We start from the raw sequence: 20,132 nt of genomic DNA, 5'->3' as shown, positions 1-20,132 counted from the left end.
GTCCGAAATGGGCGGTTCGGAATTGTTCCGGGGTCTCTACCCACAAAACTCATTGCGAGGGTTGCGAATCGGGTCCTCGGGGACCGGTTTCAGGCTGCGGCGTACCCGTCGTCGGCGGTGAGATCCGACTCGATGGACCGGTCGGTCGCGCCGGAAATCGCGGCGGGAGCTGCGGATTCGATCATGTCGAGCACCAGCCAGCCATCCGCGGTCCAGCCGCCGTGCACCTCGGTGCGCACCAGCCGCCCGCCCGGTACGAACGGGTCGTCCACGAATCCCGGCGCGGGACCGTCCAGTTTGAGCGCCAGCGCCGAACCACCCACGTACACCCGGCCGGACCTGCCCGGCGGCACCAGCCGCAGCGACTCGTCCAGCACCAGCAGCCGCGCGCCCGGAATCGGGCGCACCCGGCCGGAGCCGTCCAGCGGTCCGCGCGCCGCCACGCCCGCGTATTCCGGTGCGGTGTAGGCGAATCCGGTGCACGAGCCGGGAGCCAGTTCTCTCAGGATGTCCGAAAGCGCTGCCGGGCAGTCGTTTCCGAAGACATCCCAGCGCCGCACCGTGGGCAGCGCGGGGGAGGGCAGGAAGGTCAGGCCCGCGAGGGTGTCCGCGTCGGCCACCACGTGGGTCGGGGCGCTCAGCGCGATGAGCTCGGCCAGCGCGGCGGCGTCGGCGCGCTGCCCGGCGGTGGCCAGCACCAGGGTCGCGCCGTCGGCCAGGGCGGCCAGCAGTTCCACCGCGGCGTCGGCGGTGTCCCAGCGGGTGGCCAGCAGGCGCACATCCGGGGAGCCGTAGGCGCGGTCGATGGTGCGGGAGCGCTGATCGGCGGCCACCGCGCGGCGGTCGTCGGCGGCCGCGGCCACCGCGACCGGCTTCAGCCCGGTGCCGTCCGGGCCCAATTCGGCCAGCACCGCGCCGAATTCGGCGGCCGCGGCGATATCGCAGAGCAGGCGGGCCAGATCGTCGAGGGTGGGTCCGGCGGTTCCGGTGACGCCGCCGTCGAGGCGTTCGTAGAGTTCGGCGTAGGTGAGGATGTGGTCCCCGCAGCGCACCGCGGTCCGCAGCGACGGCACGCGGCGCCCGCAGTCGATGAGCATGGCGACCGACGGCACGTCGTACAGTTCGACGCCGTTGGCCCATTCGTCCACGAGCCGATGACGATCGACCGCGGACAAACTTTCCGGCACGGCACGCTCCATCGTTCCAAACTCCCGGATTCTAACTTATGCAGCCCTAACCTAATCGATCGAGAGCACGATAGGCCACCCCGATCGGGATCGAATCGGCGACATCGGTGCGTGCTCCCGAAAGAAATTAGGCTAGGCTCACCTACTGCTCGGCCGAACGGGCGGGTATCCGCAGACAGGAGAGTCACGATGAAAATCACCCTGCGAGTCGCCCTCGCGGCCCTGGCCGCGGTGCTCGCGGTCGGGCTCACCGCCTGCGGATCCAAGAGTGACGACACCACCGCGGGCGGCGGCGAGCCGGTGACCATCACCCACGCGCTGGGGCAGACCACCGTGAACGGCACCCCCAAACGGATCGTGGCCCTGGGCAATCAGTGGCTCGACACCACCCAGGCCCTCGGCGTCACCCCGGTCGGCTACATCGACAACATCGCGGTGCTGAGCAAGGGCGCGCCGCCCTGGGAACCCGCCGCCCTGTCGCAGTCGAAGGCGTTGCAGACCACCGGCAATCTCGCCGAACAGGTGGCCGCGCTGAACCCGGACCTGATCCTGGCCGACCCCTTCATCGCCGACGCCAAGACCTACGCCGACCTGTCCAAGGTCGCCCCCACCCTGCCCGCCCTCGGCAAGGAGACCATCACTCCCTGGCCCGACCAGATCCACGCCCTCGGCCAGGTCCTCCGCGAATCCGAGGCCGCCGACAAACTCGTCGCCGACCTCAACACCCGCATCGACGGCATCGCCCAACGCAATCCGGGCCTGAAGGGCAAAACCTTCACCAGCTCCTGGCTGGCAGGCCCCTCCCAGCTCATGGTCCTCACCGACCCCAAGGACGGCTCCAGCCGCCTGTTCACCCAACTCGGCATGACCATCCCCCCATCCCTGGTAGCCCAGGGCGGCAACGGCGGCCGCCTGGCTCTCTCCCCCGAACGCCTCGACGAACTCACCTCCGACCTCCTGCTGGCCGGCTACTCCCCGGGCATGGACGAAAAGTACCGAGTCCTACCCGGTTTCAACGACCTCCCCGCCGTCAAGAAGAACGCCACGGTCTTCCTCACCGTCCAAGAAATCAGCGCCATCAACCAGCCCACCCCCCTCTCCCTCCCCTACCTCCTCGACAAACTCGACCCCGCCTTCGCAAACGCGGCCAAATAGCTACGGACAGGCACCGAACGGCTAAGGATTTACTCCGAACGGCTACACGCAGAGCAGTTATGCTGGCTACTGTGCACGGACAGGCACCCAGATGTGTACGTACGCCTTGCGACATCGAGGAGGCGCTGTGAGTGCTGCACTCGATATCGGCCTGCCGTTCGGCCACGGCCCATACACTCCGGATGATCTGCACAACAGCCCGGAGGAAGGCAAGGGCTACGAGCTGTGGAACGGGTGGCTGATCGAGAAGATGTCGCCGTCGGGGCGTCACAATCGGATGGGGCGGGGACTGCGTCGGCTCTTCGTCGACGCGGCAGAGCGTGCTGGTGCGGACGTTTTCGTCGATGGCGGTGAATACGAGTTCCAATTCCCTACCGCTGTCCGAAAGCCGGACGCCTTCATCCTCGAAGGTGCGGCGGAACGAGAGCTGACCGAGGCCGACGCGCTCTACCTGGATCCTTCCGACCTGTATCTGGTCGCCGAAGTCGTTTCGCGACGTAGCGGGAGTGAGGCGCACGACCGAAAGGTCAAACGCGAGGAGTACGCCGCCGCCGGAATCCCGCAGTACTGGATTGTCGATTTCCGACCGGCCTTCACAATCCAGGTGCTCAACCTGGAGCACGGCCGGTATGTCGATGGCCCATGCGTGACCGGCGACGAACTTCTCGTCGTAGAGCAGCCTTTCGAGATCTCGGTTACTCCGGAAACCGTGTATCTGCTCGGGCGATGACCGGCTGTCATACCCGGCTGGGAGGATTCGGGCATGACGGTAAGCGGGGATGAGGTTCGGGCGGTGGCGCTTTCGCTGGCGCGGACCACGGAGCAGTTCGAGTGGCAGATGCCGACGTTCCGGGTCGCGGGGAAGTTGTTCCTGACACTGCCGGAGAACGAGACCTCCATGGCCGTCCGCTGTCCGATCGTCGATCGTGACGAGCTGGTGCAGGCCGAGCCGGAAAAGTTCTGGATCGCGCCGCACGAGGCGGGGAACGCGTGGGTGCGGGTGCGGCTGGCGGCACTGGACGACGGCGAGGAGTTGGCGGCGATCGTCACCGACTCCTGGCGGCAGGCCGCGCCGCGCGAACTGGTTGAGGGAGTTTGACTTCGGGTCGCCTCGTTCGCTCGCGCGGCACGGCCGGGGGTGATCAGAAGGTGACGCGCTGGTCCTGGGCGAGGAACAGCTTGTCGCCCTCTTTCACGCCGAAGGTGTTGTAGAACTCGGTCAGATTGCGCACCACCTGGTTGCAGCGGAACTCGTCGGGGGAGTGCGGGTCCGAGAGCAGTTCGGCGGTGAGTTCGGGGGTCTGCTTGGACCGCCAGCCGCGGGACCAGGACAGGAACACGGACTGGAAGTCCGGATTGTCATTGCCCGCACGCTTTTCGGCGATTCGGTAGGCGGCCAGCGCGATCTGGAAGCCGCGCAGGTCGGCCAGGTTCTCGCCGAGGGTCAGCTTGCCGTCCACCTTGTGCTCGCCGGTGAGTCCCTCGGGCACCAGGCCGTCGTACTGGCCGACCACCTTCTGCGCCCGCGCCTCGAAGGCCGCGCGGTCCTCGGGGGTCCACCAGTCCTTCAAGTTGCCGTCGGCGTCGTATTTGGAGCCCTGATCGTCGAAGCCGTGCCCGATCTCGTGGCCGATGGTGGCCCCGACCGCGCCGAAGTTCACCGCGAGCGTCGCGTCCTTGTCGAAGTACGGCGGCTGCAAATAAGCCGCGGGGAAGACGATTTCGTTATTGGGCGGCGAGTAGTAGGCGTTGACGGTCTGCGGGCTCATGCCCCATTCGCTCTTGTCTACCGGCGTGCCGAGCCGGTCCATGTCCTTCTTCGAGCTGAAGGCGTTGACCGCGCGCAAGGATTCGATCAGCTTGCCGCGGGTGATCGTCAGCTTCGAGTAGTCGTCCCACTTGTCCGGGTAACCGATCTTGACCCGCATCTTGTCCAGCTTGGTCAGCGCCGCGTCCCGGGTGGGGTGCGACATCCAGCCGTTGTCGCGGAAGTTCTCGCGGTAGGCGGTCAGCAGATCGTCGACCATCCGCTTGACCTCCTCCTTGGCGGAGGCCGGAAAGTGCTTGTCCACATAGAGTTTGCCGAGCAGATCCGGCAACTCGCCATTGACGATGTCGATCCCGTACCGCCACCGCTCCTGCCGTTGCTGTTGACCCTGCATGACCGTGCCGAAGAAGTCGAAGTTGGCGTCGTTGATCGCCTTGGGCAGGTACTTGGCATAGCCCCGGACCAGGTAGATCTTCAGGTAGTCGCGCCACACCGCGATATCGACCTCGTTCCACAGCTGCGCCGCCGCGGTGATGAACGACGGCTGCCGCACCACCAGCTCCGCGAAGAGCTCCTTGGGCCGGTCGGTGCTGCCCGCCAGCCACGGCTCCCAGTCGAATCCCCTACCCAGCTCGGTCAATTGGGCCCAGGTCATCCGGTTGTAGGTGGCCTCGGCGTCACGGTTGCGGACCTTGTCCCACATGCCCGCCGCGATCCGGGTCTCCAGATCCAGTACCCGCTGCGCCATACCGGCCGGGTCGGCGAAGCCCGCACCGGCCGCGATCTTCTCCAGATACGGCCGATAGGCCGCCAGCTTCTGCGCGTACTGAGGCTTGCGGTAGTACTCCTCGCCGAGCCCGGTGCCCGATTGCGCGACGATCGGGACGTACTTGTCGGAATGCTTGCTGTCGATGCTCACGCCCAGCCCGATCAGCCCGCCGATCGGCAGCGCACCCATCACCTTGGCCAAATCGGGCTTGGTGGCGGCCTTGTCGATCTGATCGAACAGATCCTGCAGCGGCGTCATACCGAGCTTCTCGACGGTGTCCCAGTCGACGCGCGCGTCGTAGAGATCGCGGATCTTCTGCGCGTCCGTGCCGTCCTTCGGATCCTTGATGCCCTCGACGATCTCGCGCAGCTGACTCTCGGTCCGCTCGTTCGCCTCGCTGATCGCGCCGAAGGAGGTCTTGTCCGGCGGCAGCTGGTACTCCCGCAGCCATTTGCCGTTGACGTGCCGGTACAGGTCGTCCTGCACGCGCACCGCGTCATCGGCGCCCGAAAGGTCCGGTCCGGTCGGCTGTTTCGGCGTCGAATCCCTGCCGCACGAGGCGAGTGCGGCCGCGGCGGGCACCAGCCCGAGCGCGATCAGGAATGCGCGGCGATCCAAACGCGCCGAACCCGATGAAGTCACAGGCACTACCTCTCGTGAAGCTGCGATACCAGCGCGAGGCTACCGGGGATGGCAGCCCCGCGCGGGATGTCGCGAACCTCCTGTGGCTCCGGAGAGGCTCAGAGGGTGACGCGCTGGTCCGGCGGCAGGTACTCCTTGTCGCCTTCCTTCACCCCGTAGGTGCTGTAGAACTCGGCGAGGTTCTTCACCACCTGATCGCAGCGGAATTCCGCGGGCGAATGCGGATCGTTGGCGAGTTGATTCTCCAGCGCCTGATCGGTCATCTTGGTGCGCCAGGTGCGGCCCCAGGACTCGAACATCGGCTTGTAGTCGGGAGCATCGATGCCCTTGCGCTTCTCGACCATGCGATAGGCGGCCAGCGAAATCTCCAGTCCGCGCAGATCCGCGAGGTTCTCGCCGACGGTCAGCTCGCCGTTCACGTGCTGGTCCGGCCCCAGGCCCTCCGGCGCCAGCGCGTTGTACTGGTCGATGAGCTGCTGGGTCTTGGCCTGGAAGGCCGCCTTGTCCTCGGGCGTCCACCAGTCCTTCAGATTGCCGTCGGCGTCGTACTTGGCACCCTGATCGTCGAAGCCGTGGCCGATCTCGTGCCCGATGACCGCGCCGCCCGCGCCGTAGTTCACCGCCGGTTCGGCATCTGGGTCGAAGAACGGCGGCTGCAGGAACGCCGCCGGGAACACGATCTCGTTGCCGCTCGCGTTGTAGTAGGCGTTGACCGTCTGCGGCGGCATGCCCCACTCCGACTTGTCGACCTTGGTGCCCAGCCGGTCGAACATCCGCTTCGCCTCGAAAGTGTCCGCGGCGCGCAATGAGTCGACGAGTTTGCCCCGGGTGACGGTGAGCTTGGAGTAGTCCTCCCACTTGTCCGGGTAGCCGATCTTGGCGTCGATCTTCTCCAGCTTGACGATGGCGGCCGCCCGGGTGGGCGGCGACATCCACGTCGAATTCTGGAAGTTCTCCTTGTAGGCGGCCCGCAGGTCGCCCACCATCTCCAGCGCCCGCTGCTTCGCCGCGGGCGGGAAATGCTTGTCCACGTACAGTTTTCCGAGCGCTTCGCCCACGGTCCCGTTCACCGTGGACACCGCGGCCTTCCACAGGTCCGGCCGCTGCTTCAGTCCCGACATCTCCTTGCCGAAGAAATCGAAGTTCGGATCGGCGATGGCCTTGGGCAGATAGGCCGCGAAGGCGCGCACCAGCCCCAGCTTCAAATACTCACGCCAGGCGGCGATATCGACCTCGGCCCACAGCCCGGCCGCGCCGGTGATGAACGACGGCTCACCCACATCGATCTTGTCGAACAGGTTCTTGGGCCGGTCCGTGGTGCCGGAAAGCCAAGGATCCCAATCGAATTGCGGACCCAGTGCGGTCAGCTCGGCCCAGGTCTTCAGGTTGTAGGTGGCGTCGGTGTCACGCAGTTTCACATTGTCCCAATGGAATCCGGCGATCCGCTTCTCCAGCTCCACCACCCGGCCGGCCAGCGCGGTCGGATCCGGGAACCCCGCACCGGCCGCGATCTGCTCCATGAACGTCCGGTACTTGGCGAGCTTGTCGGCGTACTTGGGATCGCTGTAGTACTGCTGATCCAGCCCGAGCCCGGCCTGCGAGACCGCCGGCAGATAGGCATTGGAGTCCTTGGGATCGGGTCCCACGCCGATGCCGATCAGCCCCACGCCCGGCAGCCCGCCCATGACGCGTGCCAGATCGGGCTTGGCCGCGGCCTTGTCGATCTGATCGAACAGATCCTGCAGCGGCGTCATCCCGAGCTTCTCGATCCCGAACTTGTCCATCCGGCCGTCGTAGAGATCGCGGATCTTCTGCTCGTCCGACCCGGACTTGGGGTCGCGGATCCCCTCGATGATCTCCTTGAGCTGCTGCTGCACCCGTTCCTGCACCTCGTCGAAGGTCCCGAAGGAGACCTTGTCCGGCGGCAGCTGGTACTCCTTCAGCCACTTGCCGTTGACGAAGCGGTACAGGTCGTCCTGCGGCCGGATGGCGGGATCCGACCCGGACATATCGGGCACGATCAGCTGTTTCGGCTTGTCGTTCTTGTTGCAGGAGGTCAGCACGGCCACCGTGGGGGCCAACCCCAGCGCGATCAGGAACCTGCGGCGGTCGAGAGCGGGACGCTCGGACGTCAACGCGAATCTCCTCTACCGGATAATCGGATAGCTCGGACATTGCTCGCGCCGACGCTAATCCAACGGTCTGAGGAACACCTGAATCCGCGCCCGGGTGTGTGTCCCGGCACCCCGATTTGGGCCCGACCTGCGGTTTGGTTACACTGGACCGGTTGCCTGCGGGAGCTCTGCCCCGCGCTTCGGCCGCGAACCCACAGTGGTTGATCTCCAGTCTGGTGAAAAACCGCTGGCAGGCGTGCGTTTGAAGGGCAACTGACCATGCCCGCCGGGTCGGCAATCCGGCGTGCATTTCGTCCAGGTCTAGGAGGAGCTGAAGTGATTCAGCAGGAGTCGCGACTGCGCGTCGCCGACAACACGGGTGCGAAGGAAATCCTCTGCATCCGCGTGCTCGGTGGTTCGTCGCGTCGCTATGCCGGCATCGGCGACATCATCGTCGCCACTGTCAAGGACGCCATCCCCGGCGGCAACGTCAAGAAGGGCGAGGTCGTCAAGGCCGTCGTCGTGCGCACCGTCAAGGAGCGTCGTCGCCCGGATGGCTCGTACATCAAGTTCGATGAGAACGCCGCGGTGCTCATCAAGGCGGACAACGATCCGCGTGGCACCCGCATCTTCGGCCCGGTCGGCCGTGAGCTGCGTGAGAAGCGCTTCATGAAGATCGTCTCGCTGGCCCCGGAGGTGCTGTAACCATGAAGGTGCACAAGGGCGACACGGTCATCGTCATCTCGGGCAAGGACAAGGGCGCCAAGGGCAAGGTCATCCAGGCCTACCCGGCGACCGGCAAGGTCCTGGTCGAGGGCGTGAACCGCATCAAGAAGCACGTCGCGAACTCCGCGAACCAGCGTGGCGCCAGCTCGGGCGGCATCGTCACTCAGGAAGCGCCGATCCAGGCCTCCAACGTGATGGTCGTCGACTCCGACGGCAAGCCGACCCGCGTGGGCTTCCGCACCGATGAGAACGGCAAGCGGGTCCGCATCTCCCGTCGCAACGGGAAGGACATCTGAGATGACTTCTACTGACAAGGTGCAGCCGCGCCTCAAGGCGCGCTACCGCGCCGAGATCAAGCCGGCTCTGAACGAAGAGTTCAACTACGCCAACGTGATGCAGATCCCGGGCGTGGTGAAGGTCGTCGTGAACATGGGTGTCGGCGACGCCGCCCGTGACGCGAAGCTGATCAACGGTGCGGTCGCCGACCTCACCCTGATCACCGGCCAGAAGCCCGAGATCCGTAAGGCCACCAAGTCCATCGCGCAGTTCAAGCTGCGTGAGGGCATGCCGATCGGCGCGAAGGTCACCCTGCGCGGCGACCGCATGTGGGAGTTCCTGGACCGCCTGATCTCCATCGCGCTGCCGCGTATCCGCGACTTCCGCGGCCTGTCGCCGAAGCAGTTCGACGGCAACGGCAACTACACCTTCGGTCTCTCCGAGCAGTCCATGTTCCACGAGATCGACGTCGACAAGATCGACCGTCCGCGTGGTATGGACATCACCGTGGTGACCACGGCCACCAACAACGAAGAAGGCCGTGCCCTGCTCAAGCACCTCGGCTTCCCGTTCAAGGAGAACTGATCCATGGCTAAGAAGGCTCTGATCAACAAGGCCAACGCCAAGCCGAAGTTCGCGGTGCGTGCCTACACCCGCTGCCAGCGCTGCGGCCGCCCGCACGCCGTCTACCGCAAGTTCGGCCTGTGCCGCGTCTGCCTGCGCGAGATGGCCCACCGCGGCGAACTCCCGGGCGTCCACAAGTCGTCCTGGTGACCCGAAGCTCCTCGTGAGCTGACAGTCCCGAACCCTAAGGCCCCCACCGAGATCCGTCCCGGTGGGGGCCTTCGGCGCGTTGTGAGGGTGTGTCGGTGGAATCGGAACCGTCACGATCAGCGGTCCGTGAGAATCGATACGTGCCGGGCGGCGACGAGTTGTTCAGCGAATTCCCGCTAGCGGAGGTTGCGCTTTCGGCGCAGAGTCCAGATCTTCTCGACGAGGCCGAACATGACGCCGTGGAGGCGTATGCCCTCGGTGGATACGAGCAGGTCAATCGTGCCTTGCGCGGAACGATACCCATGACGTCCAGCCTCGAGCGTCGCATCGCGAACATTCGCTCGGGACTCGCGAAGTGCCCTCTCCCGCAGCCTGTTCGAGTGACTCGCGAGACCAAGGCTGCGATCTTTCGGATCGCGGATGAACGTTCGGCTCGCGCGCTCGTGTACGAGGAATTCGCCGAGTCGGGATTCATGTCGACCAGCGGAATGCTGAACCCGCCTCATTCGATCCTGCACGTTGACCCGGTGATACTCGACTTGATCGTGCCCGCGGGCACCCCGGTTCTCAGGCTGGGTGAGCTCGCTGCCGTACCGGATGAGCGGGAGGCGCTGGTCATCGACGCTTGTCGGTACCTCGTTATCGACGTCGAGCGAGACGAAGCGCGTAGCTACGCGATCGTCATGGAAGGTGAGCCGTGAGTGCACTTACCGGAGATCGGCTGGCCCCTGTTCGAATTGAACTGACCGCACAGCAAGTCGAGTCGCGCCGTCGGCAGGCCGAGAAGATCTTGGGCGCGAAGCTCCCCGAGCGGCTGCCCGAGTCCGAGGCTCGCGGCCCGGCGGAGAAGTCATAGACGTCCTGATCCGGCCGGGTGAATCACATGACATCCGAGTCCATGCGGAACGACTCACCGACTTCAACCGGCGAGGCCGCGAACCGGGCAAACCGAGCCAGGGCGCTCGCCGAGCTGGTCGTGATGGCTGAGCACGGTGACTTCGACCATCTGCTCGACAAACAGAACTACCGGGCGCGGCCGCCCTGCTGGAAATTCTTTTTTTTTGGGGGGGGGGGATCGCCAGCGGGTTGTTCAGAGGCACCAGTACAGGTCTGCTGATCCCGGCATTGGGATCGTGAAACAGATGCCGATCGATCCGTCTGTCGGTGTGGCCTGGGATGTGCCTGCGGACGCGGTGGGCGCGCCGAAGGCGCCGAGGGAGAGCACTATTGCGGTCACGGCTGCTGAACCGGCAACTCTTGTGATCATTTCATCAACTCCTGTTTCGTGAATTCAGCGTCGTCTCGATTCATTCGTCTGAAAGCGTTCCCTTTCAACGGTAGTGATCCGCTCCCTTCGCGGTAACCGTCGACGCGCGCCCGGATAAGTGGTGGCCACCCGCGAGTGCCCCCACTGCGGATCGACTGTGCATGGTGGGGCCTGCAGCGGCCGAATCCTCGAAATGCTCGTCGCATGCGTGACAAGTTCCGTATCATGACGTCATGACGTCATCGAACTTCCCGCTGCGCGGACTTACGGACTCCGACCGTTACCTACTCAAGCGTGCCGCGCTGGAAAACGGCGTCTCGGCCAACACCCTGGTTCTCGATATCGTCCGGCGCGAGCTGGACCGGATGCTGCCCGGTGTTCGGGATGTGTACGATCACCGCGTCGAGATTGCTGAGCAGGCATTACGCCGTCAGGGCATCGATCCGGCGTCGCCCGACTACGCAGAGGCTCGGCGTGATGCCCGTGCGGTACTCGCGCGGGCAGATCAACTGCGCCAAGGGAATACCGCATGAGCGCACCCGTCCTGCTGCTGGACTCGACAGTCCTCATCGCCTATGAACGGGACCTGACCCGCCGAGCCCAGACCGTTGTGCTCGAGGCGACGGTCGACGGCCGCCTGCTCGTTACGACAGCGATATCCCTGGCCGTCGCGTGTACCGAACTCGGAACGCAGACAAGAGAATTGGCATGGCTGGTCTACGACCGTGAAGGCCCCCTCGCGATCCTGCCCCTCGCGCTCAATGCCCTCGAAATCGGATCCGCGGCAACCGATTCCAAGACCATCGTCGATCTGGAAGTCGCGAACGTCGTGCATGAGGCCCACATAGCCTCAGCAGTCGTCCTCACCTACGATCCTCCCCGCTACGCAGGGAAGCGAATCGATGTACTGGATCTGAGGCCGTGATTTTTCTTCCCATTACGCTCATCGACGCGGTGGCCACCATGCAGCGGGCCGATGGCACGGTGGAAAAGGTTGGCTCCGAGAGTTTCGGGGGTTGTAAGTCCGCGCACACCAACGTGTTTCGGATTGGTGGTGGCGTACGCTCGGTGCGTTCGGGGTTGTCGGCGGCCTGGTAGGGAGGGGTTCGAGTGTCGAAGGATTGGGTGGGTGAGGCGGGGCGGGTGGTTCGGGAGGCGCTCGATGGGAGCGCCAGGGAGGTGGATCGGGGTGGGGTGATTCCCGAGAGCCACTTCGAGGCGTTGGCGGGGGGTTATGGATTCGTTCTGGAGGAGGGGATGCGGCCGGATGTGCTGATCGATACCGCTGCCGCGATTATTGGGGGTTGTCTGGCAACGGGTTTCGTGTGGGCGCAGCATTTGGGGGCCTTGCGGGCGGTGGCGTTCGCGGACAATGCGGAGTTGCGGGACGCCTATCTGCCGGGGATGCGGGAGGGGCGGTGTCGGTGCGGGGTTTCCTATGCCGGGGCCCGGACCGCGGCCACGCTGTTCGGGGAAGCGGTGGGTGAGGATTACGTGCTGACGGGGAGTGCGCCGTTCGTTACGGGGTGGCGGTACCTCGATGCCGTGGTGACGTCCGTGCGGGTGGGGTAAACTGTTGCAACGCTGTTGATTACGGTGCGGGAGACCGAAGGGGTCGTCGCCGAGGCGCTGCCGTTGATCGCGGCCGACGCCAGTTCGACGGTTCGGCTGTCGTTCGAGGGAGCGCGGGTTCCCGCCTCCCGGCTGATCGGCGTGCGGTCGGTGGGCGAGTTCGCGGCGGGGCGGGGGAGCCTTACGGACTGGGTCAACGGTGCGCTCGCGCTCGGAGTGCTGTCGCGTTGCGTACGTCAGCTGCGCGACCTGGGCGTCGAATCAGCTTCGTACGAGGATCGATTCGCGGAGTTGCGAGGACATTTCGCCACGGCGGCGGGAGACGCCGAGGCCACCTACGCGTTGCGTGCCGATGTCGCCGAGGCTGCCGTGATCACCGCGGCCGCGGGCGTGGTGGCCGCGGGAAGCAAAGCCACACTGGCGGGTTCGACACCCGAGCGGATGATGCGGCAAGCAACCTTCGCACTGGTCTGCACCACCCGCGACCCGATTCGGGACGCACTCCTGGACCGCCTGGATCCGGCCGGTACGTCGCGGATCCGCCCAGCGGTCTAGCCCGATCATGCCCGAGGCATACTGCCTCGGCTCTCGCTACTGACGGCGAGGTCGGCGGTGCGCAGCCAGTCGGCGACGTCCTGCATGACCTGTTCGGTGCCGGGTTCGTCGATGATCCAGTGGGCGTGGTCCGGGTAGATGTGGGCCGGGCAGCCGTAATGCTCGGCGGTTTTGCGGGCCAGCTTCGCCGAGATGATTCGATCCTCGGTGCCGCTGCCGACGAATACCGGCACCGTCACCTTGGCGGCGTCGACTCGGATGGAGCCGAACATCAGCGCGCGGTACACCTTGCCCGACTCGTGTGTCAGCCGGGCGTGGATCGGCGGCCGTAGTTCCTCCGGGACCCGATTGAGTGCGAGCACCGAGCAGGCATCGTTGGCGACGATGAAAGGCCTGCCGCTCAGGATCTTCGGCATTTGCGGCGCGAATTTCGGGAGCGCGATCGGCTGCGCGGTGAGCATGGCCGGGGGTGCCGGAGCCAGCAGCGCGATGGCCGCCGCCTTGCCCTGCTCGGCAAGTCGCTGCGCGAGCAGTGCGCCCAGGCTGTGTCCGACGATCACCGGCGGCCGTCCGATCTCGGCGATGACCGCGTTCGTGTCGTCGATGTAATCGTCGAAGTCCAAGCCGGCGGCGTGGTCGGGGCCGATTCCGAGTCGTCCGCGACGGGCCGGCGCATAGGTTTCGTAGCCCCTGTCGGCGAACCATTGGACCCACTTCTGGAATCCGTAGTGGTCGGCGAAAGCGCCGTGCAGGAACAGGATCGGCGGGTTGGTCGGTATCTGGGTGGTCGGCGTTCCACGCAGTGCCGGGAACCCGGCCAGCGAGGTTTCGGCGACTGTCGCTGTGGTCATGACAGTATTGTCAACCACCTTGCGTTTTTAGGCAAGTGGGTTGCGTATTTGAATGGGAGATGAGATGGACTTCGCCACGATGTCTACGGATCAGATCCGGACGCGCCGCGAGAACGTGCTGCTCCGTCTGCTGTTGCGGGTGACGCAGATCGAGACCGACGACCTCGCGGAACGCCTGCGCCGGCTCGGTCATCCGGCGGTCGCGCCGAGCCACATCCGACTGCTCGGGAACGTCGACACCGAGGGGACCCGGCTGATCGTGCTCGCGGGCCGTATCGGCACCACCCGCCAGGCGGTCAGTCAGCTCGCGGCCGAACTCGAGCGCCGCGGCTACCTCGAGCGCATACCGGACCAGGGCGACCGCCGCGCCACCCTCGTCCGCCACACCGCCCAGGGCCGCGGGCTGCTGAATACCGCACTCACCGAGATGTCCGACATCGAAGCCGGCTACGAACACATCATCGGCCCCGACGCGATGCGCAGCCTCAAGGAGTCACTGCAAGCGATCGCGGCCGCCGCCGACCCGGCATCACGGCTGGGCCGGTGAACCGGCGCCACCGTGGCGCGGGGTGTTGGGCCAACTGGAGATAGGGGGCATGTAGGGATGGTGGGCAGATTTGCATTTCGTATGGACGCGGAGGCGGCTGATTTTTTCGGTCGATAGCGACCGAGATGACGAACGCTTACGGAATTGCCGAAGATGAGGCTATGGCCAGGATAAACGAGAGATTCATCGGGCTGGAATTTGTGGGTGAAAGTCTCATTTATCATGAGGCGGAACAGTATTGGGCGAAAGATGTGTTCTACGGACACGATGTGTGGTGGAAGGGCGAGGAGGATTCTGCTCCTTTGCCTCCTCCGGGGCGGTGGCAGCGATGGCTGCACAGTCGGTCTTGGTGGCAGCATTGGTGCGTTTGGCGTCAACGAATGCAGACAGCGCGATTACGTCGAAGTGTGAATTGACAAGTTCCTGGGCTTGAAGGCGGTCTTCGCTATTTCGGTTGCCGGAGCGGGTCGACGATGCCGTCGCCCTGCCAGTTGGATTCCCGCACGAGGGTCCCAAAGATCACTAGGGCTGATCTCTAGTCGCTTCATGGAAGTTGCTTCACCGGGCGAGGGTGCGATCCAATTCGTTCGTGGGGCCCTACTTGATTAACTCCAACTGGTGCTTGAATGCCTGCACAGCTGCAGGGTCATCGTCGAAATATGATTCCCAGAATCCAGGACGAAGGAACTCTTTGGGCCCTATTTTCAAACTGCCTTCGGATAGTTGTAAAATCCAACCATCCGGGATATCGTTCGAAACAGTTTCAAACATTTCGCCATTCCAAAAGCTTGGGCCTTCGTCGGTGAGGATCTGTAGTTGCAGTCCACGACTGGGCCCTATGCTGACCGACAGTAGGGGGTACTCCGCACCGATTCGAATGGACGGATGCGAGTCCATTGACGAGCCATCGATAGGGCTGATTATTTTAGTGCATTTGATGTGCATTCGTTCCCGCCCTTTCAGTTAAATTTGCTTTTGTAGTCTCCACCATAATAGATATCGCCAGTTTTTCCATTGCGGTAGAAATGGACTTGAAAATCACCCGAAGGGCTTCTGGCGGTTGGCGTGGAGTACTTTGCCCAGTCTTCGATCTTACTGCCGTCCGCGGTCAGTTGTTCGATCAGCCCCGGGTTCCCCAGGTTCTCGCCGGGAATGATCAGGCGAGATTCTCCCACGATTGCCGAGGTGAGGGTTCCATCAACGTTGAAGATCGATGCGGCTTCCTCGAACGTGAGTTGCTCACTCAGACCCACTCCCGCACCATAGCTCGACGCCGGAATTCCCGCGGCAGCTCCGGCGCCGTCAAGACCGGCGGCGCTTTGGCCGGTGCCGATGAGGAATTGGGGGTCGGATTTGGCGAGTTGGCTGGTGACGAGCAGGATCTCGGCTTGCGACATTCCTTGTGCTGCCAGTTCGCGGGCGATGAGTTCGGTGCCGATCAATCGGCCTGCGGTCCAGCCGAGTTCGCCGACGCCGGTGACCATCATGGCGGCGTTGAACACGTCGCTGGCCTTGTCTTCGACGTTGCCGGCGTCCATTTTGGTGGTGCCGACCAGGCGGGTGACACCGTCGATGGTCTCGAACTTCACGATGGTCGCGCCGGTGTAGTCGGAGCTTTGCAGGAATGTGAGGTTGCCGTGGCTGTCGAACATTGCTGTGGCGGAGCGTTCGTCGCCGTCGGGGCCGCGGTAGAACCATTGCTGGGTGCTGGTGCCGTTGGGGTTGGTGAGGATGGGTCCGCGGTGGGTGATGGGGTCGCTGCGCCAGGTGCCGGTTTCGGGGTCGAATTGGTTCCAGTAGTTGGGTCCGTCGAGGGCGTCGCCGTAGCGGTCGATGGGGACGAGGGTGCCGTCGGGTTCGCGCACGACGCGGGTGCCGTCGGGTTGGGTGATGATGCTGACCGGCTGTCCGTCGAGGCGGCCGGGCCCGGTGGTGACCTGGGTGTGGCTGCCGTCGGGGTTGGTGATGTCGGTGCCGATGTAGTTCCCGGCACCGAGGTGGGAATGGGCGCTGCTGGTGGTGCCGTCGTCGTTGTGCACGACGGTGTCGACGGTGGTGCTGTCGGGGCTGACCTGCGCGGTGATCGGGGCCGGTGCGTCGGTGTCCCCACCGGGCGGGACCACATAGAGTTCCCCGTCGGGGTAGCGCACCGAGTGGGAGCCGTCGGGGTTGGCGGTCCAGGTGGTGATACCACCGTTGCCGTCGGGGGTCGACCGCATCTGGCTGGTGGTGCCGTCGGGGTTGCGGATGGTGGTGTCGACGGTGCCGCCGCTGTCAGGCACCGGCACCGACTGGGCGGTAGATACGCCGCCGTGTCCGTCGTCGTGGGTGGTGAACACGCCACCGCCGGGCTGGTTGCTCGAGGTGATGGTGCCACCGTGCCCGTCATCGGTGATCGAGCAGGAGGGCACCGTGTCCGGATCGGCCAGGATCGGAAACACGTTGTCCGGATCGGGCTCGATGTGCTGGACGATGGTGTCGCCATCGACCTCGTACCACGTGCGTACCAACCGCCCCAGCGCGTCATAGGCCCAGGGCGGGTTCGTGTGGGACACCATTTGCCCGTCGGCGTCGAGTACGTCGACCGAGCCGTCGGGGTTCTTGCGCAGCTGCCCGCCCGGCGGGACGTCTTGCGGGAACCGATATTCGTGCGGCGCGGACGGATCGTCCATGAGGATGAAGGTCTGCTGACCGCCGTCCCAGGGTTTGGTGATCGTCAACTGCTGGGCTGAACCACCACCGCCGCCGCGCAGCCGCAACGCGGGCGCGACAAACGCGGCGGCACCGGCCAGCAACAGCCACGGAATCCGCCCATCGCCACCACGCGCCGGGATCGATGGCGCATCCGCCTCTACGTGCGCCGGTACGGGCGTCGACGTGGCAGCTGGCGTGGGTGCCGGGGTTCGCGCTGGTGCGGGCTCCGAATTGCTGGGATCGGGCGTCTGATTGGCTGGGGGCGGGGGTACCGGAGAATTCTCGGGTGCCCGTGGTGGTATGGGCGGAGCTGGGGCTTGATTGCCGGGCAGCACGGGGGTTTCGGCTCCGGGGACCGGAACGATCGGCGTTCCGTTGCCGGGCGGAATCGGCGGAGGGGTCAGCGCACCCGCGCCGATCCCGCCACCGTTACCCGGCTGGCTGGGGATACCCGGGGATTGAGAGGGCAGAGGCGGCGGGGTGGACACCGTAGGCGGCCCGCCAGGCGGTACCGGCGGCACGGTCGGAGTATCGATGCACGGCCAGCCCGGGTGCATGGCCTGCCACTGCTCACACGGCACGTATCCCTGCGCGGCGGCCGTCGGGGAACCGGACACGATCGCCCCGACTCCGAGCCCGAGGGCGGCCGCGGCCGCGGCGAGCGCAGCGTACCGCGCGAGGCGGGCCCTCATCGACGCTCCCGCCGGTTCTTGGCCTGCTCGCGCAGGGTGTCGATCGCCCACCAGGTGAGTCGTCCGGCGATGGACATGTACAGGAAGAACGTCAGATAGACCAGGATCGCACCGTAGTCGTCGGCCCATCCCGGCATCCGGTTCAGGTTCGCGAACGCGACGATCAGCAGCAGCAGACCCAACACGAGACCGCCGACCGCAACGACGGTCGGGTTCAACGGTTCCGACGCGGAGTCGACGCGTTGAACCCTGGGAGTCTCAGCTGTGCGAGTAGTGTCGGTCATCGGTGTTCACCTTCCTGAGCTACCGTGCGCCGTGACGAGCGGCAAATATGCTGGGGCACAGCATGTTTCACAACCAGATGGGGTCGCCGTAGACGGAGATGTTGTTGTCGGCCGACGGCGTCGAGATCGCGGCAGTGGCGAACGACCTGATGGTCACGGGCCCAGCGCAGGCGTCGACCTTGACTTCGACCTGCTCGGCTGTGATCGAGGCCCGCGCTCCGGCAAGAGGTTTGGACCCGAATGCGATCGTGGCGATTGCACCCGGTTTGAGGGTGGTGGAGATGTTCGGGGTCACCGCCGCCTGTCCGCCGATCGTCACACCCGGGAACTGGGAGATGGTGACGGAGGCGTTCGGGCCGATCGAAAATCCCAGACCCAGTGTCAGGCCGTTGGAAACGTCTACGGCGCAACCGATTTGATAGCCCAGCGTGACGGTTCCGGCGGTAATCGGCTGTCCGCCCCTGCCGGTGACCTCGGCGATCGCCTTGAGGCTGACGAACCCTTCGCGGCTGACCGGGGAGCCGGCCAGGTTGGGCCAGCGGTCGAGGTTCTCGCCGGTCTTGGTCACCGCCAGGGTCCAGCCGTCATCGGTCACCGTTTGGCGATACTTGTCGGCTGCTACATCCGCACTAGCCGAGCCTGCCACATAGACACCTGTCAGCAACATTACGGTAAGCACGCCTGCGCAGGATGCGATCATTGATCGCGTAGTCACCACGAGGAATCCCCCACATTCAGTAAACTTTCAGCTATCTTGCTCAGGCTGGCACGGGGAGCACTATTACCAATAGGCAAATGAGACGGCCGCCACTCAGAACTACCGACATGCACCGCATCACATCCTGCGCGAGCGGGTCGCGAAAGATACTTGGGCGCTTGGATATTCGCAATCAAGGAATCAGCCGCCCACAGACGGCGCCCGGTCGCGTATCCAGATTGTTATTGAGTCGGGATGCCTGGCCACCCTGGTAGCGAGACGGAATTCGGTGGGGTGGTCGCCGATGTACGAGCGCGGCGTAGTTGGCCCAAGAGGCGCCTGAGCGGTCGACCCGGCCGTCGGCGGCGGATGCGCTGATGCCGAGGTGATCGGGGATTACGGCGGCGGGCAGGTGGGTGCGGGACGATGCGGAGCCTGTGCAGTGTGCGGGGGCTCGGGGAAGGGGTGTTCGATGACTACGCGATGCCGCGTTGCTGGTTCCACTACCGGCATGTGTACGACCTCCTCGGGCGCACCGCGGTCCCGGTGCCGTTCTCGGCGGTACCCGCTCTGCCGCTGTCGCGCATGTTCGGCAGTGATCAGGTCTTCATCTGCAGTGACATGAACTACAAGTTGTTTCCCGCAGGTGTCCATGCGGTTTCGGAGCTGGGGAACTGGATCGAGACTTACGGCCAGTACCGGGATGAGCTCACCGTCTTATCCGGTCAGCCGTACCTCCCGTCCCCGAGCATGTCGTGGTTTCGCGGAGACCGCGGCTGCGCGACTGGGCATCCATGGCTCGAACGTCGCCGACTTCATCGCCGCGATGGAAGCCGAGACCCTGTCTCGCGCAGGCCTCTACGGTGTCTGACTTGGCCCACCCGTAGTTTTCGGCTTCACGAGGTATCGACGCAGTTCGCATTCGGCACGCTCGCAGTCCTCGCCGTGTGCCTCCAGCAGGAGTTCGATCTCGTTGTCGGACAGGGATTTCGGTCGATCGGTCTTCGGGATGTACGCGAACGGGTTGGTCATGGTCGGCTCCTGAGCTGGTGGTCTTCGTGGATCTGCAGCAGTTGGGTGCGGGCGCTGCAGTCGTGGGCGGTGTGGCCGTGGCCGGGGGTGCAGGATGCGTGGCGGGACAGCAGGGCTCGCACCTCGAATGGGGTGAGTTGCCGGGTTGTGGGGATGCGGTAGTGGGACACGGTGGAGAACACGGCGTCACAGGGCTCGGTGTCGGCCGTGGACGCGGTGGCGGTTGTGGAGGGGGACGCGGGGGAGGGGGTGGCCGCCCGCGACGAGGAGCGCGTCGCTCGGCGCGGGCGGGGTCGGGGCGCTGTCGTCGGAGACGCTCCAGCGGATGGTGGCCACGATGAGCGCGCAGCACAGGACGACCAGTATGAAAGCGCAGGTATCTAAGGACATTTCGGACTGCTCCTCGTGAATGTGTCACGTGGACAAAGGACATGATGTCGAGGGGCGGCTGCGCGCTGTGCTCGCCTGACGATGGCTACCAGTAAACGCTGGAAACCACTCCGATTTCGCGTCTTTCGTAGACGTCCTCG

At 65.0% G+C, this 20,132-nt stretch carries 23 protein-coding genes; 13 read left to right on the top strand and 10 right to left on the bottom strand.

Translation table 11 applies throughout. The annotated features are described in order from the left end of the window. Positions 1-89: 89 nt before the first annotated feature. On the bottom strand, positions 90-1,187 hold the full coding sequence (locus NS2_RS30025) for an AMP-binding protein (protein ID WP_147207370.1): 1,098 nt from the start codon (positions 1,185-1,187) through the stop codon (positions 90-92). A 189-nt stretch (positions 1,188-1,376) separates the two neighbouring features. Here NS2_RS30025 and NS2_RS30020 point away from each other — a divergent pair, with 189 nt between their 5' ends. The 3 genes from NS2_RS30020 to NS2_RS30010 all read left to right on the top strand — a co-directional run bounded on the left by NS2_RS30020 (position 1,377) and on the right by NS2_RS30010 (position 3,441). Beyond that, positions 1,377-2,342: an ABC transporter substrate-binding protein gene (locus NS2_RS30020; protein ID WP_033090678.1), complete on the top strand. Its 966-nt coding sequence runs from the start codon at positions 1,377-1,379 to the stop codon at positions 2,340-2,342. Positions 2,343-2,469: 127 nt separating this feature from the next. Continuing rightward, positions 2,470-3,072: a Uma2 family endonuclease gene (locus tag NS2_RS30015; protein ID WP_052086946.1), complete on the top strand. Its 603-nt coding sequence runs from the start codon at positions 2,470-2,472 to the stop codon at positions 3,070-3,072. Between the two features lie 33 nt (positions 3,073-3,105). Next, entirely contained in the window at positions 3,106-3,441 is a 336-nt protein-coding gene (locus tag NS2_RS30010) for an MmcQ/YjbR family DNA-binding protein (protein WP_033090677.1), read from the top strand. Positions 3,442-3,484: 43 nt separating this feature from the next. Here NS2_RS30010 and NS2_RS30005 read toward each other — a convergent pair whose 3' ends face one another. Both NS2_RS30005 and NS2_RS30000 read right to left on the bottom strand, forming a co-directional pair. Next, complete coding sequence (locus tag NS2_RS30005) at positions 3,485-5,521, bottom strand: M13 family metallopeptidase (protein WP_045440185.1); 2,037 nt, start codon at positions 5,519-5,521, stop codon at positions 3,485-3,487. 98 nt (positions 5,522-5,619) lie between these two features. Next, complete coding sequence (locus NS2_RS30000) at positions 5,620-7,656, bottom strand: M13 family metallopeptidase (protein ID WP_033090675.1); 2,037 nt, start codon at positions 7,654-7,656, stop codon at positions 5,620-5,622. Positions 7,657-7,971: 315 nt separating this feature from the next. On the opposite strand from NS2_RS30000, the gene rplN reads away from it, so the two are divergent. The 9 genes from rplN (at position 7,972) to NS2_RS29955 (ending at position 12,805) form a co-directional block, all read left to right on the top strand. After that, positions 7,972-8,340, top strand: coding sequence for a 50S ribosomal protein L14 (gene rplN / locus NS2_RS29995; protein WP_033090674.1), 369 nt, complete (start codon positions 7,972-7,974; stop codon positions 8,338-8,340). A 2-nt stretch (positions 8,341-8,342) separates the two neighbouring features. Continuing rightward, positions 8,343-8,657: a 50S ribosomal protein L24 gene (rplX, locus tag NS2_RS29990; RefSeq protein WP_033090673.1), complete on the top strand. Its 315-nt coding sequence runs from the start codon at positions 8,343-8,345 to the stop codon at positions 8,655-8,657. Position 8,658: 1 nt separating this feature from the next. After that, positions 8,659-9,222: a 50S ribosomal protein L5 gene (rplE, locus tag NS2_RS29985; protein WP_033090672.1), complete on the top strand. Its 564-nt coding sequence runs from the start codon at positions 8,659-8,661 to the stop codon at positions 9,220-9,222. Between the two features lie 3 nt (positions 9,223-9,225). Continuing rightward, a complete protein-coding gene (locus NS2_RS29980; RefSeq protein ID WP_029923637.1) occupies positions 9,226-9,411 on the top strand; it encodes a type Z 30S ribosomal protein S14 in 186 nt (61 codons plus the stop codon). Between the two features lie 140 nt (positions 9,412-9,551). Continuing rightward, positions 9,552-10,112, top strand: coding sequence for an ADP-ribosyltransferase (locus NS2_RS29975; RefSeq protein ID WP_033090671.1), 561 nt, complete (start codon positions 9,552-9,554; stop codon positions 10,110-10,112). 799 nt (positions 10,113-10,911) lie between these two features. Then, on the top strand, positions 10,912-11,211 hold the full coding sequence (locus tag NS2_RS29970) for a hypothetical protein (protein ID WP_071344654.1): 300 nt from the start codon (positions 10,912-10,914) through the stop codon (positions 11,209-11,211). Beyond that, entirely contained in the window at positions 11,208-11,603 is a 396-nt protein-coding gene (locus NS2_RS29965; protein WP_033090669.1) for a hypothetical protein, read from the top strand. Before NS2_RS29970 ends, NS2_RS29965 begins: the two co-directional genes overlap by 4 nt. Positions 11,604-11,788: 185 nt before the next feature. Beyond that, positions 11,789-12,250, top strand: coding sequence for an acyl-CoA dehydrogenase family protein (locus NS2_RS29960; RefSeq protein WP_052086945.1), 462 nt, complete (start codon positions 11,789-11,791; stop codon positions 12,248-12,250). Between the two features lie 24 nt (positions 12,251-12,274). After that, positions 12,275-12,805 carry a hypothetical protein gene (locus NS2_RS29955; RefSeq protein WP_084978582.1) on the top strand — a complete coding sequence of 177 codons (531 nt, stop codon included), beginning with the start codon at positions 12,275-12,277 and terminating at the stop codon, positions 12,803-12,805. A gap of 5 nt (positions 12,806-12,810) precedes the next feature. Here NS2_RS29955 and NS2_RS29950 read toward each other — a convergent pair whose 3' ends face one another. Further along, positions 12,811-13,656 carry an alpha/beta hydrolase gene (locus NS2_RS29950; RefSeq protein ID WP_071344653.1) on the bottom strand — a complete coding sequence of 282 codons (846 nt, stop codon included), beginning with the start codon at positions 13,654-13,656 and terminating at the stop codon, positions 12,811-12,813. 64 nt (positions 13,657-13,720) lie between these two features. On the opposite strand from NS2_RS29950, the gene NS2_RS29945 reads away from it, so the two are divergent. After that, positions 13,721-14,203 (top strand): MarR family winged helix-turn-helix transcriptional regulator, encoded by a 483-nt coding sequence (locus NS2_RS29945; RefSeq protein ID WP_052086942.1) that lies wholly within the window; start codon positions 13,721-13,723, stop codon positions 14,201-14,203. A gap of 959 nt (positions 14,204-15,162) precedes the next feature. Here the strand turns inward: NS2_RS29945 and NS2_RS29940 are convergent. The 6 genes from NS2_RS29940 to NS2_RS29920 form a co-directional block, all read right to left on the bottom strand. Then, positions 15,163-16,998: an SRPBCC family protein gene (locus tag NS2_RS29940; protein WP_052086941.1), complete on the bottom strand. Its 1,836-nt coding sequence runs from the start codon at positions 16,996-16,998 to the stop codon at positions 15,163-15,165. Between the two features lie 587 nt (positions 16,999-17,585). Continuing rightward, positions 17,586-17,873, bottom strand: a complete 288-nt coding sequence (locus NS2_RS29935) for a hypothetical protein (protein WP_045440135.1) — start codon at positions 17,871-17,873, stop codon at positions 17,586-17,588. A gap of 67 nt (positions 17,874-17,940) precedes the next feature. Then, positions 17,941-18,468, bottom strand: coding sequence for an MspA family porin (locus NS2_RS29930; RefSeq protein WP_228102520.1), 528 nt, complete (start codon positions 18,466-18,468; stop codon positions 17,941-17,943). 960 nt (positions 18,469-19,428) lie between these two features. Continuing rightward, on the bottom strand, positions 19,429-19,602 hold the full coding sequence (locus NS2_RS36410) for a hypothetical protein (RefSeq protein ID WP_155239998.1): 174 nt from the start codon (positions 19,600-19,602) through the stop codon (positions 19,429-19,431). After that, complete coding sequence (locus NS2_RS29925) at positions 19,599-19,784, bottom strand: hypothetical protein (protein ID WP_143837588.1); 186 nt, start codon at positions 19,782-19,784, stop codon at positions 19,599-19,601. Before NS2_RS29925 ends, NS2_RS36410 begins: the two co-directional genes overlap by 4 nt. A gap of 4 nt (positions 19,785-19,788) precedes the next feature. Further along, positions 19,789-19,992 (bottom strand): hypothetical protein, encoded by a 204-nt coding sequence (locus NS2_RS29920; protein ID WP_033090666.1) that lies wholly within the window; start codon positions 19,990-19,992, stop codon positions 19,789-19,791. Between the last annotated feature and the right edge of the window lie 140 nt (positions 19,993-20,132).

It is taken from the genome of Nocardia seriolae NBRC 15557, assembly GCF_007990715.1.
In the GTDB taxonomy this organism is placed as follows: Bacteria; Actinomycetota; Actinomycetes; order Mycobacteriales; family Mycobacteriaceae; genus Nocardia; species Nocardia seriolae.
This window is presented reverse-complemented; position numbering and strand designations above follow the sequence as displayed.